Genomic DNA, 13,345 nt, shown 5'->3' on the forward strand with positions numbered 1-13,345 from the left:
CAGCCTCCATTGGACAACAAACTAGGAGTTCCGACCATCGGATATCGCCCTAATATCCAGTGTTTATGCGGGCTGCGGGGATTATTCAGGGACGACTACCGACATCATTTCCGGCGAGCTGGCTCCGGGAGAAAAGCTCAAGCTGGCCGATCTCCAGAAGCGCTACGATCTGGGCCTGAGTCCCATTCGCGAGGCCTTGCTGCAGCTGTCGGGCGAAGGCCTGGTCAACAACGAAGGCCAGCGCGGCTTCCGCGTGGCGCCGCTGTCGCGGGCGGACCTGGACGACCTCATGTCGGCGCGCATCGCCATCGAAAGCATGCTGTTCGAGGACGCCATCGCCCATGGCGACGACAACTGGGGAGCCGCCGTCACCTCCGCCTGGTACAAGCTTTCGAAGGCGCCCTTGCCCAACAGTCCGTCCGAACACGATGGCGCCGACTACTGGGAAGCCGCGCACCGCGAATTCCACCGGGCGCTGCTGTCGGCGGCCAGGTCCAAATGGCTGCTGCGGATCAACGAGCAACTGGTCAACCATTCCGAGCGCTATCGGCGCATCCGCCTGGTCCATCCGTTGTCGCAGCGCCAACTGGCGCAGGACGTGATCAGCGAGCACGAGGCCATCATGAAGGCCGCGCTGTCGGGACAGGCCTCCAAGGCCGTGGCGCTGCTCAAGCTGCACCTGATGCGCACGACCGAGGTCCTGGCCGAGCGTTTCGCCTCGGATCACTGACCGCCGTACCGGCATGAAATCCGGGAACCATTTCCGTTCCTGATTTTCAACCCGGCCGCGAGGCCGCTTCCTATGATGGCCTGACTAGAACAGCACATAGGAGGCAGTCATGACACTCTCATCGGCCGGCCGGCGCGACATGTTGCGCATGACTCGCCAGGGTCCGCTCCAACTGACGCGCGGCCGACAGCAGCGAGGTCGCATGGCGGTACAGCGCCTCGCCCGCCGCCGTCGGCTCGACGCCCCGGCCGGTCCGCCGCAGCAACGCCACGCCATGCTCGCGCTCGAGCTCCGCCAGCCGCTTGCTCACGGCACTCCTCTCCTTTTCCGCTTGCGCCCCAGGCCCCGTCAGGGCTCCGATGCCGCAGGCCGCAGACCCAGCCTGGCAGCCAGGCGCGCCAGGTTGGCCCGGTCCACGCCCAGCTCGCGCGCGGCCGCCGACCAGTTGTCGCCATGGCGGCGCAGGGCGGCGGCGATCAGGCTGCGCTGGTAGTCCTCGACCGCCTGCTTCAGCGGCTGCGCCGACACGCGGGCGGCGGCGGCCGGATCATCGTGCGCGCGAGCGGGCTGCGCCGCATGCCTTTCCTCCAGCCCAAGGTCCGCCACTGTCAGCGTCAGGATGGCCGGGCGCTTGGCCTGCCGGGACAGCGCCTTCAACGCGCTGCGACTGATCAGGTGCTCCAGTTCGCGGACGTTGCCCGGCCAGTCGTAGGCCAGCAGGGCCGCCTGCGCCTCGGCGGACAGGCGCAGGTTGCGCAGTCCCAGGCGCGAGCGGTTCTCGTCCAGGAAAGCGCCGCTGAGCAGCAGCACGTCGCGGCCCCGTTCGCGCAGGGGCGGCACCCGCAGCGGGTAGACGCTCAGGCGGTGGTAGAGGTCGGCGCGGAAGCGTCCCTTGCGGACCTCCTCGGCCAGGTCCCGGTTGGTGGCCGCGATCAGCCGCACGTCCACATGATGCTCGCGGTCCGAGCCCAGGCGCTGCAACTGGCCGCTTTGCAGCACCCGCAGCAGCTTGGCCTGCACCGGCAGCGGCAGCTCGCCCACTTCGTCCAGCAGCAGGGTGCCGCCATCGGCGAGTTCGAACTTGCCGCGCCGGTCGCCCACCGCGCCCGAGAACGCGCCCTTGACGTGGCCGAACAGCTCGCTCTCCACCAGGGCCTCGGGCAGCGCCGCGCAATTGATGCTGACGAGCGGCCGGGCCGCGCGCGGCGAAGCCGCATGCAGCGCCTGCGCCACCAACTCCTTGCCGACGCCGGTCTCGCCCGTCACCAGCACGGTCAGGTCGCTGGCGCCCACCGCACGGACTTCGTCCAGCAGGCGCCGGATGACGGCGCTGTGCCCGAGCAGCGGACGCGGCGCGGCTTCCGCCGCCGCGGCGCGGTAGATTTCCGCGCGTTGGTGTTCGTCGCTGGCGCGCGAGGCCAGTTGCTGCAACCGGTCGGCCACGCTGACCGTGGCGGCGGCCAGGCTGGCGAACGCCTGCAAGGCGTCCAGGTCGTGCGCCGAGAAACGCCCGGCCTCCAGCGCGTCCAGCGTCAGCAGGCCCCAGGGGCGCTCGCCCACCCGCAGCACACAGCCCAGGCAGTCGTGCACTTCCAATTGCTCGCCTTCCATCCCTTCGACCAGTCCGTCGTAGGGATCGGGCAGGCGGCTGCCGGCCGGGAAGCGCGTCGGGCCGTCGGACTGGAGCAGCAACTGGAAACGGGGATGTTCGTCCACCTTGAAACGGCGGCCCAGCGTGTCGCTGCTCAGGCCATCGACCGCCAGCGGCACCAGCCATTCGCCGTCCAGCCGCAGCAGGGCTGCTGCATCGCAAGGAACCAAGGTGCGCACGGCTTCCAGCAGACGCCGGTAACGCTCCCCTTCGGCAAGGTCGCGCGCCAGGTCATCCACCAATGGAACAAGGGCATGCAGCAGGGCATTTGCAGTCATTCTGACTAACAATAGGTCATAAAGACACATGAAAATTATAGGTCAATATGACTCGCCCCCGCGAAAAATGGCGCAGTGCCGCGAGAATCGGCCTGGCATGCATCTTGAAAGAGGGAAGCGAAGGCCGCCCCCTTTCCGGCCGGCCGCTCTTGCAGGAGATACCATGCTGTCCGCTCAACAACGAGCCATCATCAAGGCCACTGTCCCGCTGCTGGAAACCGGCGGCGAAACCCTGACCACCCATTTCTACCGCCTGATGCTGGCCGAGTACCCGGAGGTCCGGCCCCTGTTCAACCAGGCCCACCAGGCCAGCGGCGACCAGCCGCGCGCGCTGGCCAACGGCGTGCTGGCCTATGCGCGCCACATCGACGACCTTACGCCCCTGGGCGGGCTGGTCGGCCGCATCGTGAACAAGCACGTCGGGCTGCAGATCCTGCCCGAACACTATCCCATCGTCGGCACCTGCCTGCTGCGCGCCATCCGCGAAGTGCTCGGCCCCGACGTCGCCACCGACGAAGTCATCGAGGCCTGGGGTGCCGCCTACCAGCAACTGGCCACGCTGCTGATCGGCGCCGAGGAACAGTGCTACGCCACGCAGGAGAACGCAGCCGGCGGCTGGCGCGGCGCGCGCACCTTCCGCGTCGCCCGCAAGGAACAGGAAAGCGCCGAGATCACCTCGTTCTACCTGGTGCCCGCCGATGGCGGCGCCCTGCTGGACTTCCAGCCCGGCCAGTACATCGGCCTGAAGCTGGTCGTCGACGGCGAGGAAGTGCGCCGCAACTACTCGCTGTCCGCGCCGCCCAACGGCCGCGAGTACCGCATCAGCGTCAAGCGCCAAGGCGACGGCGTGGTTTCCAACCATCTGCACGACAAGATCGGCGAAGGCGACACACTGGAACTCTTCCCGCCCTCGGGCAACTTCACGCTGCAGGCCAGCGACAAGCCGCTGGTGCTGATCAGCGGCGGCGTCGGCATCACGCCCACCCTGGCCATGCTGCAGGCCGCCCTGGGCAGCTCGCGCGCCATCCACTTCATCCACTGCGCCCGCAACCAGGCGGTCCACGCCTTCCGCGACTACGTGGACGCCGCGGCCGGCAAGTTTCCGCAGCTCAAGCGCTTCTATTGCTACGACGAGGCCGGCGAGACGGCGCAGCGCCCCGATGCGGTCGGCCTGCTGACCAAGGAGCAACTGGCGCAATGGCTGCCGCAGGACCGCGACGTCGACGTCTACTTCCTGGGCCCCAAGCCCTTCATGCGCAACGTGCGGCGCTACCTGAAGGAGTTGGGCGTGCCGGAAGCGCAGACACGCTACGAGTTCTTCGGGCCGGAGGCGATGGCGTAAAGCGCGCCGCTACGCAAAGAAGCGCTTCATCTCCAGCCCGCGGATGATCTGCGCGGTCGCCTCCGCCAGCGGAGGCAGCGGGCCGCTGGCGGGCGTGGCCAGGGTCAGGTTGTTCATGATGACCGGCTCGACGATGGACGAGAAGGCCAGGAAGTCCTGGCCCGCCATGTCGCTCAGCGCCGAGCGCGGGATGATGGTGAACATGCCTTCCTCGGCCATGGTCTCGAGGATGGTGTGCACCACGTCCACCTCGGCCACGACGTCCAGCGTCACGTTCAATTCGCGGCAGGTGCGGTCCACCAGCGCACGGATGGTGTTGGGCGCGCTGGGCAGCACCAGCGGATAGCGGCCCAGGTCGCGCGCGCGCACGCGCGGCGGGGGCACCGGTCGGCAGGCCTTGCCATAGGCCAGCACCAGATCCTCGCGGTAGATGGACTCGAACCGCAGCAGGGACGAGGACGGCGGATCGTACAGCAGCGCCAGGTCCACCCTGCCCTTGACCAGCCATTCGTTCATCTCGGAACTCAGGCCCTCGGCCAGCGTCAGCGCGGCGTCGGGGTGCAGGCGGCGGAACGACTGCACGATGTGTGGCGCCATGCGGCGCGCCACGCGATGCGGCATGCCCAGCCGCACCTTGTCCTGGGCGGCGGCGCGAAAGGCGCGCATGTCCTGGCGCGCGTGCTGGGCCATGGCATCGAGCGTCTTGGCGTGCTCCAGGAACCGCAGGCCGGCCTCGGTGGGTTCGACGCCCCGGCCGGTGCGCGCCAGCAGATGATGGCGCAGTTCGGCTTCGAGCAACTGGATCTGCCGGCTGAGCGAGGGCTGCGAGACGCCCAGCACCTCGCCCGCGCGGGAAAGGCTGCGCATTTCGCAGACGACGATGAAGTAGCGGATTTGCCGAAGGTCCATGGACGCAATGGTATACGTTTTTCCTATATCAGAAGTCAGGCTGGGCGCATTGCTCGGCTCCGAGGGCTTGCGCATGATGCGGGGCTGACGTTCACCGCTATCCCGCCATGCCCGACTGCGCTCCTCCCCTGGCCGAGATCACGCCTGCCGCCGAGTCCCTGCCGAAGCACGCCTGCGACACCCACTTCCACGTCTTCGGTCCCGCCGACGTCTTCCCCTACGCGGACGACCGCCCCTACACGCCGCCCGACGCGCCCTTCGAACGGCTGCGCGACCTGCATCGGCGGCTGGGATTCGAGCGTGGCGTCATCGTGCATCCGGGCTGCCACGGCTACGACCTGTCGGTCACGCTCGACGCGCTGGATCGCGGCGCGGGCCAATACCGGGCCGTGGCGCTGCTGGATCCGCAAGCCGACGAGGCGCGCATCGCCGAACTCGACCGGCGCGGGGTGCGCGGCGTGCGCTTCAATTTCGTGGCCCACCTGGCCAACGCCGGCTGGGACGAACTGGCGCAGGTCGTGCCGCGCATCGCGCCCTTCGGCTGGCATGTCTGCATCCATTCGGACCAGGCCTCGCTCGAAGGCCTGCTGCCCAGGCTGAGAACCTTGCCCGTTCCGTTCGTGATCGACCACATGGGCCGCGTGGCCGCCGCCGAAGGCACGCAGGGGGCGGCCTTCCGCGCCTTGCTCGCGCTGCGCGACCACCCTCGCGCCTGGGTGAAGATTTCCGGGCTGGACCGCACGTCCAGCAGCGGCAAGCGGCCGTTCCAGGACGCCGAGCCGCTGGTGTCGGCGCTGCTGGAAGCCATGCCCGAGCGCCTGCTGTGGGGCACGGACTGGCCCCATCCGAACGTGCGCGGCGACATGCCCGACGATGGCGAACTGCTGAACACCTTCCTGCGGCTGTGCCCCGATGCCGCCACGCGCCGACGCATCCTGGCGGACAACCCTCACGAGTTGTTCCGGTTCGCGCAATGACACGGCGCGTGTTCCACTTCGACCAGGACACCAGGAGACCTGACCATGCCTAGACTGAATCCCCCCGACGTCGAACAGATGTCCGAACACCAGCGCCGCGTCTACGACGCCATCGCGTCGGGCCCGCGCGGCAAGGTGCGCGGCCCGCTGGCGATCTGGCTGCACCGCCCCGGCCTGGCCGAGCACGCCCAGGCCCTGGGCCAGTATTGCCGCTACGACTCCAGCCTGCCCCCGCGCCTGTCCGAACTGGCCATCCTGACCATGGCCGCGCTGTGGCGGGCCCCCTTCGAATGGTGGGCGCACCACCCCATCGCGCTGAAGGCGGGCCTGGACGCCGACGTGGCCGAGCAGATCCGCGCGGGAACCATGCCCGTGTTCACCCAGCGCGACGAATCGGTCGTCTACCGTTTCGTGCGCGAGCTGGTGGAAACGCGGCAGGTCCCGGACGCGCTCTACCAGGAAGCCGTCGAAGTGCTGGGCCAGGACGGTGTCGTGGACCTGGTCGGCATGGCCGGCTACTACACGCTGATCTCGATGACGCTGAGCGTCTTCGAGATTCCCACGCCCGACGGCAGCACCGTCGAGTTCGGGCGCTGATTCATTTCCAACCATCATCAGATACGAGAGACACACCATGACTGGCCGCCTGCAAGGCAAGATAGCGATCGTCACCGGCGCGGGCAGCGTCGGCCCCGGCTGGGGCAACGGCCGCGCCATCGCCTACCGTTTCGCGCAGGAAGGCGCGCGCGTGTTCGCGGTGGACCGCGACCCCGCCGCCATGGAGGAAACCGTGGCCCGCGTGCGCGAGATCGGCGGCGAGATCGCCATCTGGCGCTGCGACGTCACCTCGTCGGACGAGGTGCGCGACATGGTCCGCGCCTGCGTCGACACCTGGGGCGGCGTGGACATCCTGGTCAATAACGTGGGCGGCTCGCGCAAGGGCGGCCCCGTGGACCTGGACGAAGCGGCATGGGACGCGCAGATCGACTTCAACCTGAAAAGCGTCTACCTGGGTTGCCGCCACGTGCTGCCGCTGATGGTGGAACAAGGCGGCGGCGCCATCGTCAACATCGCATCGACTTCCGGCACGCGCTGGACAGGCTCGGCCCAGGTCGGCTACGCCAGCGCCAAGGCAGGCGTCATCCAGCTGTCGCGCGTCGTGGCGCTGGAGTACGCGAAGAAGAACATCCGCTGCAACACCGTCATTCCGGGCCAGATGCATACGCCGATGGTGGAGGTCCGGCTGGCCGGGCAACGCGCGGGAGGCGACGTGGAAAAACTGCTGGCGCAACGGCAGTCGCGCATCCCGCTGCCCTTCATGGGCGATGGCCTGGACACCGCCAACGCCGCGCTGTTCCTGGCTTCCAGCGAAGCCCGCTTCATCACCGCCACCGAAATCGTGGTCGACGGAGGCATGAGTGCGCGCTGCGACTGACGCCCCCGTGCGCTATCCCGATCCGGCCGTCATCGCGCTGGATCCGCGCTTCGAGAAACTGGTGCTGCCGCTGGCGGCCGTCGAACGCCTGGCCACGGGATGCCGCTGGGCCGAAGGGCCGGTGTGGTTCGGCGACGCCCGCTACCTGCTGTGGAGCGACGTGCCCAACGATCGCATCATGCGCTGGGACGAGATCACGGGCCAGACGCACGTGTGGCGGCCGGTGTCCGGCCACGCGAACGGCAACACGCGCGACCGCCAGGGACGGCTGGTCACCTGCGAGCACCAGGGGCGGCGCGTGACCCGCACCGAACACGACGGCCGCATCACCGTGCTGGCCGACCGCTACCAGGGCAAGCGGCTGAACTCGCCCAACGACGTCGTCGTGAAATCCGACGGCTCGATCTGGTTCACCGATCCGCCTTTCGGCATCGTCGGCTACTACCAGGGCGAAAAGGCCGAGCAGGAAATCCCCGCGGCCATCTATCGCATCGACCCGCACAGCGGCGCGGTCGATATGGTCTGCGACACGGTCAACGGACCGAACGGCCTGGCCTTCTCGCCGGATGAGAAACAGCTGTACGTGATCGAATCGCGTGCCCGGCCCCGCAACATCCTGGTGTTCGACGTCTCGGACGACGGCCGCCGGCTGGGGCCGCAACGCGTGCTGTTCGACGCCGCCGACGGCACGCCCGACGGCTTTCGCGTGGACGTGGAAGGCAACCTCTGGTGCGGCTGGGGCATGGGCACGCCCGAGCTCGACGGGGTCCGCGTCTACTCGCCGCGGGGGGCACTCCTGGGCCGCATCGCCCTGCCCGAGCGCTGCGCGAATCTCTGTTTTGGCGGCAAGCATCGCAACCGCCTGTTCATGGCTTCCAGCACGTCGATCTACTCGTTGTTCGTCAACACCCAGGGCGCCTCCGGCGGCTGAACGCCCGCGCCCGGACTTCAAAAACGATAAAGGAGAACACCATGTTCAATCCGATCCGTTTCCAAGCTCTCGCGCCGCTTGCCGCGGCGCTTCTCGGCCTGGCCGCCTTCGGCGCGCAGGCCCAGTCCGTCACCAGCATCGTCGTCGCCTTCCCGCCCGGGGGCCCCGCCGACTCGCTGGCGCGCGTCGTCGCCACCCAGCTCGAGAAAGAGCTCAAGCAGACCGTCGTCATCGAGAACAAGCCGGGCGGCAACGGCGCCATCGCCGCCAGCCAGGTGGCCCGCGCGCGGCCCGACGGCCAGACGCTGTTCCTGAGTTCGGTGGGCGCGATCTCGATCAACCCCGCCCTGTACCCCAAGCTGATCTACGATCCTGCCAAGGATTTCGCGCCGGTTTCGCTGCTGGTTTCCACGCCCGAAGTGCTGATCGTCGGCCCCAACCATCCCAGCAAGACCGCCAAGGATTTCGTCGCGCGCGCCAAGACGCAGAAGGGCGTCACGATGGCCTCCTCCGGCGTGGGCAGCATGCCGCACATGGCCATCGTGCAGTTGAAGCTGTCGACCAAGGCCAACATCCTGCACGTGCCCTACAAGGGCGCCGCGCCCGCCATTACCGACACCATAGGGGGACAGGTCGACGGCTTCATCGGCGACATCTCCGGCCTGATGTCGAACATCAAGGCGGGCAAGGCCAAGGCGCTCGCCATCGCCGCGCCCAAGCGCTCGCCCCTGCTTCCCGACGTCCCCACCTTCGACGAACTGGGCGTGCCCAACGTCTACGCCAACAACTGGTACGGCCTGTATGCGCCCAAGGGCACGCCGGCCGACAAGGTGGCCGAATTGAACGCCGCGGTCCGCAAGGTCCTGGCTTCGCCCGAGCTGAAGGCCTACGCCGAGTCGAGCGGCGTCGAACTGTCGCCCACCACGCCCAGGGAATTCGACGAACTGGGCAGCAAGGATGCCAAGAAGTGGGGTGACCTGATCCGCGCGGAAGGGATCAAGGCCGACGAGTAAGCCCGCCGCTTGCCGGCGGACCGGCGCCCACGTATCGTTGCTCCGCACCCGCACAAGGAGACGTGGGATGGAGATACGGACGACATGGCGCATGCTGGCCTGGGCCGGCTGCCTGGCCGCCGGCGCGGCCGCCGCCGAACCGCAGGCGATCGAAACGGAACTGGGCCCGGACGCGCGCGCCGTCCGGGTCGTCGGCCAGCCCGGGGAATCCCCCGCCGAACTGCGCGCCCGCCTCGACCGGCGCCTGGACGACCTGTGCCAGGGACGGGTCTATGCCGTGGCCTACCAGGAAGGGCAAACCGTCCGGCGGTGGCATGCGGCGGGCGGCTCGACCATGATGGCCACCCCCGAAGCCGTCGTTCCCTATGCCGATGCGCAGGCGGTGTGCGAACGGCAGCGGGACTGATGCCGGCGCGCGACATGGCGGGCCCGGGACGCACGCTGCAAACCCTGTATCCTGGACAGACGGCGGCGGGAAGGCTGCCGGCATTGCTGACGAGCTAGCCCATTCATGCCCAAGGACCGCTCCCTCCCTTTCGCGCCGCCCCGCCGCCAGGCCGCCGCGCCGCGCAACTCGCTGCTGTGGATCTTCGAGCCGCTGGAACGGGACGCGGGCTATTCCAGCAAGCGCATGTTCGGCTGCATCGCCGCCTACCTGGACGACCTGCTGTGCCTCGTGGTGGCGGACCGCGGCGATCCCTGGAGCGGCCTGCTGGTCTGCACGTCCAAGGACCGCCACGCCGCGCTGATCGACGACGAGCCCGCGCTGCGTCCCCACGCGGTGCTGGGCAAGTGGCTGTACCTGCCGCAGGACCACGCGGAGTTCGAAACCGTCGCGGCCAGGCTGGCGGAACTCGCACGGGAACGCGACCCGCGCCTGGGCGTCGCGCCCCGGCCACGAGCCCGGCGAGCCAGGCTGGATGCCGCGGGCTGACCGCGGTGGCCGCGTGGACGGCCCTTAGCGTGCGGGGCGTTCCTGTGCGCCGACCTCGCTCCGCTCGCGCGGCAGGCAGACCAGCACCAGCAGCGAACACGCCCCGGCGCAGATGAAGGCAAGGCCGTAGCCCCCGCCGGCCGAGACGAATATCGCGAACAGCGTGGGCGCCACCATGTTGGTCAGGTTGACCAGGATGCTGGACCCCGCGGCGGTTTCCGAAATCATGTGCGGCGGCGAGCGGCGCGCCACTTCCGCGATCTGCACGCCGTTCCAGCTCGCGGCCGAGCATCCCGCGACGAAGGCCAGCACGATGGCCGCCCACAGCGGCCAGGCCGGACTGGTGAGCCCCAGCAGCACCGTGGTCACCGCCGACAGCACGGCCGCGATCGACAGCACCGCGGTGGCCGACCGCAGATAGTCGGACAGCCAGCCCAGCGCGATACGGCCGACCACGCCCCCCGCCTGCATCACCGCGAACACCATGCCGGCCCGCCCCAGGGAATAACCCAGCCCATCGACCAGATAGACCACGGTGAACGTGAACCAGCAGCTCTGGGACACGGCGAACAGGCTGCCCACGACGGAGATCTTCAGCAGGCCGCGGTTGTGCATCAGCGATGCCAGGGGCACGCCCAGGGTACGCAGCGACCGCCACGTCGGCATCGGAAAGGCGCGCCCCGTCCGCTCGGGGACCTCGTCCAGCCCCGCGCTCAGCCGCCAGGTCAGCACAATGGGCAGCAACACGACCACCGCACAGGCCAACAGGGCGATGCGCCAGCCCGCCAGCGCCACCACGGCAGGCACGAGCAGCCCCGCCATCACGCCGCCCAGCGGCACGCCGGCCTGCTTGATCGAGAACATCAGGTTGCGCTTGCCCGGCGGGGAGAATCTTTGCAGGACCTCGCTGCCGGCCGGGTTGGCGGCGCCATTGCTCAGGCCCATGGCAAAGCACGCGGCCAGCGCCACGCCCAGGCTGGGATACAGCAGGAACGCCAGGCAAACCGCCCCCAGCGACAACGTCAGTTGCAGGGTGCGCATGCCGCCGACCTGCTTGAGCAGCGCGGAGCCCGCGAGCAGGATGGCCAGTCCGCCCATCGAGTTGCTGGCGGTCAGATAACCGATGGAACTGCCGCTCCAGCCGAACTCCGCGGACATGGCCGGCGCGATGATGGGAATGAGGCGGGTCAGGAACGACGAAATGGTCTGCAGAATGCAAATGGCCACTACTGGCATCAGCCAGGCCGGTGCGGTGCGTGTCATCGAGTCTCTTGCGTCGCGCTTGTCGGGGATGCCAAGGGGGAAATGCGGCGTCCCGCCCGGTGATCCGGGGTTTGCCCTTAATGATACCGCCAGGGATCCCGGCGGTCTGCCCGGATCGCGGCGGTTGCCCAATTGCGGCAAACAGTGCAACATGGCCCACCCGGGTCACGGGCTTTTTCGCCAGACCCATTTAGGAGCGAGCAGTTTGCCCAAGGAAGATTTGATCGAAATGCGTGGCGTGGTCAGCGAGGTCCTGCCTGACTCACGGTTCCGGGTCACGCTGGAAAACGGCTTCGAAATCACCGCGTATTCCGGCGGAAAGATGCGTAAATTCAACATCCGCGTACTCGCGGGCGACGACGTCACGCTCGAGATGTCCCCCTACGACATGACCAAGGGCCGCATCACGTTCCGCCATATCGCGGGCCGCCCTGCCAACCCCGGCCCCAATCCCCGGAAAAAATGACGGCCGCGGCCGTCCAAATGAAAACAGCTCCCTGGGGAGCTGTCGGCTTTCAGCCAGCCTGCTTGCGCAAGCTCAAAGCACCTTGATCTTGGTCGCCGCCGGGCCCTTGGCGCCCTGGCCGGCGATGAAGCTCACGCGCTGGTTCTCTTCCAGGGAGCGGTGGCCGCTGCCCTGGATTTCCGAAAAGTGCGCGAACAGATCCTTGCCGCCCGCGTCCGGCACGATGAAACCGAAGCCCTTCTCGGAGTTGAACCACTTGACGATGCCTGTTTGTTCCATGTCATTTCCTTGGTGATAAAAAAACGGATTTCCCGTCAACTCACGACACTCAAGGAAGAAATTGGAACGACGAAGACCGCTATCGTGGACTTTGACTGAACTGGATTACGACTCTTGAAGGTCGTGGCTGGCGGACTATGGACCGGATAGCGCGAGATGTCAAATCGGCCTTGTCAGGACGCTGTCCTATCCGGGGAAATGACAAGGCACTGGTGCCGGTGAAAGGAATCGAACCCTCGACCTTCTCATTACAAGTGAGCTGCTCTACCAACTGAGCTACACCGGCAGAAGGCGGGATTGTAATGGAAATCGATGTCCGTCACGCCGGGGCGGCCGCCGCGACACGCGCCGGGTCGCTGGACCAGGCGCTCCACGAGCCCGCGTACAGCGCCGCCTTCACTCCCAGATCCTGCACGGCGGCGATCCAGTACGCGGCCGCCACGCCCGATCCGCAATAGGCCACCACCGGCCGCTCGTCGTCGTCGAACAGGCCGAGCTTGCGCGCCAGGGCCTCGCGCTGGGCGAAAGGCAGCAGGCGGCCGTTCGCATCCTGCCAGATGCCGGCGGGACTGCTGACCGCGCCCGGCAAGTGGGACGGCTGCCTGCCGTCGCCGGCATAGGCCGCCGCGGTACGTGCATCGAACAGGCGATATGCCGGGAGATCCGCGGCGATGACGTCCGTATCGATGGAAGGCAGTTCAGGCGCGGCAGCCGGCGCGGCAAGCGGCGCCGCGCCTGCGCCTCGGGCGGCCCATGCCCCCAGGCCGCCATCCAGGATGCGGACGCGAGGCAGGCCGGCCCAGGTCAGCACCCACCATGCGCGCGCGGCAGCCGAGCCATTGGCGGCGTCATAGACGACGATGTCGCCGTCCGGGTCCAGGCCGGCCTCGGCCGTCCAGCGACGGACCGCTTCGGGCGCGGGCAGCGGCAGGCGGCCGCGGGCGGGATCGCCAGGCTCGGCGTAGTGCGTCGGCAGCGCGGTCTCGATGGAACCCGGCACCGGCTCGGCCGGCGGCGGGCCCGCATCGGGGGCGACGTAGACCACGGCCACGTTTCCCGAGGCCAGGGCCGCCGCCAGGGTTTCAGCGGAGATGAAGGGGGAAAGCGTATCGGAAGCGGGAAGAACGGTGCTCATGG

General features: G+C 68.3%; 16 protein-coding genes and 1 tRNA gene. 10 read left to right on the forward strand and 7 right to left on the reverse strand.

The genetic code is table 11. The annotated features are described in order from the left end of the window. Positions 1-106 precede the first annotated feature (106 nt). Positions 107-730 carry a GntR family transcriptional regulator gene (locus ABD104_RS18815; protein ID WP_343928053.1) on the forward strand — a complete coding sequence of 208 codons (624 nt, stop codon included), beginning with the start codon at positions 107-109 and terminating at the stop codon, positions 728-730. A 118-nt stretch (positions 731-848) separates the two neighbouring features. Here the strand turns inward: ABD104_RS18815 and ABD104_RS18820 are convergent, their stop codons facing one another. Together ABD104_RS18820 and norR are read right to left on the reverse strand one after the other, a co-directional pair. Continuing rightward, on the reverse strand, positions 849-1,040 hold the full coding sequence (locus tag ABD104_RS18820; RefSeq protein ID WP_176400714.1) for a LysR family transcriptional regulator: 192 nt from the start codon (positions 1,038-1,040) through the stop codon (positions 849-851). A gap of 38 nt (positions 1,041-1,078) precedes the next feature. Then, a complete protein-coding gene (gene norR, locus ABD104_RS18825) occupies positions 1,079-2,659 on the reverse strand; it encodes a nitric oxide reductase transcriptional regulator NorR (RefSeq protein ID WP_343928025.1) in 1,581 nt (526 codons plus the stop codon). Between the two features lie 163 nt (positions 2,660-2,822). Between norR and hmpA the strand changes: the two genes are divergently transcribed. Then, on the forward strand, positions 2,823-4,001 hold the full coding sequence (gene hmpA, locus ABD104_RS18830; protein WP_087838573.1) for an NO-inducible flavohemoprotein: 1,179 nt from the start codon (positions 2,823-2,825) through the stop codon (positions 3,999-4,001). A gap of 9 nt (positions 4,002-4,010) precedes the next feature. On the opposite strand, the gene ABD104_RS18835 is transcribed toward hmpA, so the two are convergent. Then, a complete protein-coding gene (locus tag ABD104_RS18835) occupies positions 4,011-4,910 on the reverse strand; it encodes a LysR family transcriptional regulator (RefSeq protein ID WP_087838574.1) in 900 nt (299 codons plus the stop codon). 107 nt (positions 4,911-5,017) lie between these two features. Between ABD104_RS18835 and ABD104_RS18840 the strand changes: the two genes are divergently transcribed. The 7 genes from ABD104_RS18840 to ABD104_RS18870 all read left to right on the forward strand — a co-directional run bounded on the left by ABD104_RS18840 (position 5,018) and on the right by ABD104_RS18870 (position 10,200). Then, positions 5,018-5,887: an amidohydrolase family protein gene (locus ABD104_RS18840; protein WP_087838575.1), complete on the forward strand. Its 870-nt coding sequence runs from the start codon at positions 5,018-5,020 to the stop codon at positions 5,885-5,887. A 45-nt stretch (positions 5,888-5,932) separates the two neighbouring features. Next, positions 5,933-6,484, forward strand: coding sequence for a carboxymuconolactone decarboxylase family protein (locus tag ABD104_RS18845; RefSeq protein WP_343928026.1), 552 nt, complete (start codon positions 5,933-5,935; stop codon positions 6,482-6,484). A gap of 37 nt (positions 6,485-6,521) precedes the next feature. Continuing rightward, complete coding sequence (locus ABD104_RS18850) at positions 6,522-7,322, forward strand: SDR family NAD(P)-dependent oxidoreductase (RefSeq protein ID WP_087838577.1); 801 nt, start codon at positions 6,522-6,524, stop codon at positions 7,320-7,322. Further along, positions 7,306-8,253 carry an SMP-30/gluconolactonase/LRE family protein gene (locus tag ABD104_RS18855; protein ID WP_343928027.1) on the forward strand — a complete coding sequence of 316 codons (948 nt, stop codon included), beginning with the start codon at positions 7,306-7,308 and terminating at the stop codon, positions 8,251-8,253. The genes ABD104_RS18850 and ABD104_RS18855 overlap by 17 nt, the downstream gene beginning before the upstream one ends. A gap of 41 nt (positions 8,254-8,294) precedes the next feature. Continuing rightward, entirely contained in the window at positions 8,295-9,266 is a 972-nt protein-coding gene (locus ABD104_RS18860; protein ID WP_343928028.1) for a Bug family tripartite tricarboxylate transporter substrate binding protein, read from the forward strand. 67 nt (positions 9,267-9,333) lie between these two features. After that, positions 9,334-9,672, forward strand: a complete 339-nt coding sequence (locus ABD104_RS18865) for a hypothetical protein (protein ID WP_087838580.1) — start codon at positions 9,334-9,336, stop codon at positions 9,670-9,672. A 105-nt stretch (positions 9,673-9,777) separates the two neighbouring features. Then, complete coding sequence (locus tag ABD104_RS18870; RefSeq protein ID WP_087838581.1) at positions 9,778-10,200, forward strand: hypothetical protein; 423 nt, start codon at positions 9,778-9,780, stop codon at positions 10,198-10,200. A 24-nt stretch (positions 10,201-10,224) separates the two neighbouring features. On the opposite strand, the gene ABD104_RS18875 is transcribed toward ABD104_RS18870, so the two are convergent. Further along, the gene (locus tag ABD104_RS18875; protein WP_132980602.1) at positions 10,225-11,463 is read right to left on the reverse strand and encodes an MFS transporter; all 1,239 of its coding nucleotides are present in this window, start codon (positions 11,461-11,463) and stop codon (positions 10,225-10,227) included. 205 nt (positions 11,464-11,668) lie between these two features. Between ABD104_RS18875 and infA the strand changes: the two genes are divergently transcribed. Further along, positions 11,669-11,929, forward strand: coding sequence for a translation initiation factor IF-1 (gene infA / locus ABD104_RS18880; RefSeq protein ID WP_132980601.1), 261 nt, complete (start codon positions 11,669-11,671; stop codon positions 11,927-11,929). A 72-nt stretch (positions 11,930-12,001) separates the two neighbouring features. On the opposite strand, the gene ABD104_RS18885 is transcribed toward infA, so the two are convergent. The 3 genes from ABD104_RS18885 to ABD104_RS18895 form a co-directional block, all read right to left on the reverse strand. Beyond that, positions 12,002-12,208: a cold-shock protein gene (locus ABD104_RS18885; protein ID WP_087838584.1), complete on the reverse strand. Its 207-nt coding sequence runs from the start codon at positions 12,206-12,208 to the stop codon at positions 12,002-12,004. Positions 12,209-12,418: 210 nt separating this feature from the next. Further along, positions 12,419-12,494, reverse strand: a tRNA-Thr gene (locus tag ABD104_RS18890). 33 nt (positions 12,495-12,527) lie between these two features. Further along, entirely contained in the window at positions 12,528-13,343 is an 816-nt protein-coding gene (locus ABD104_RS18895; RefSeq protein ID WP_132980600.1) for a sulfurtransferase, read from the reverse strand. Between the last annotated feature and the right edge of the window lie 2 nt (positions 13,344-13,345).

The sequence above is a fragment of the Pigmentiphaga daeguensis genome, assembly GCF_039523035.1.
Classification (GTDB): domain Bacteria; phylum Pseudomonadota; class Gammaproteobacteria; order Burkholderiales; family Burkholderiaceae_B; genus Pigmentiphaga; species Pigmentiphaga daeguensis.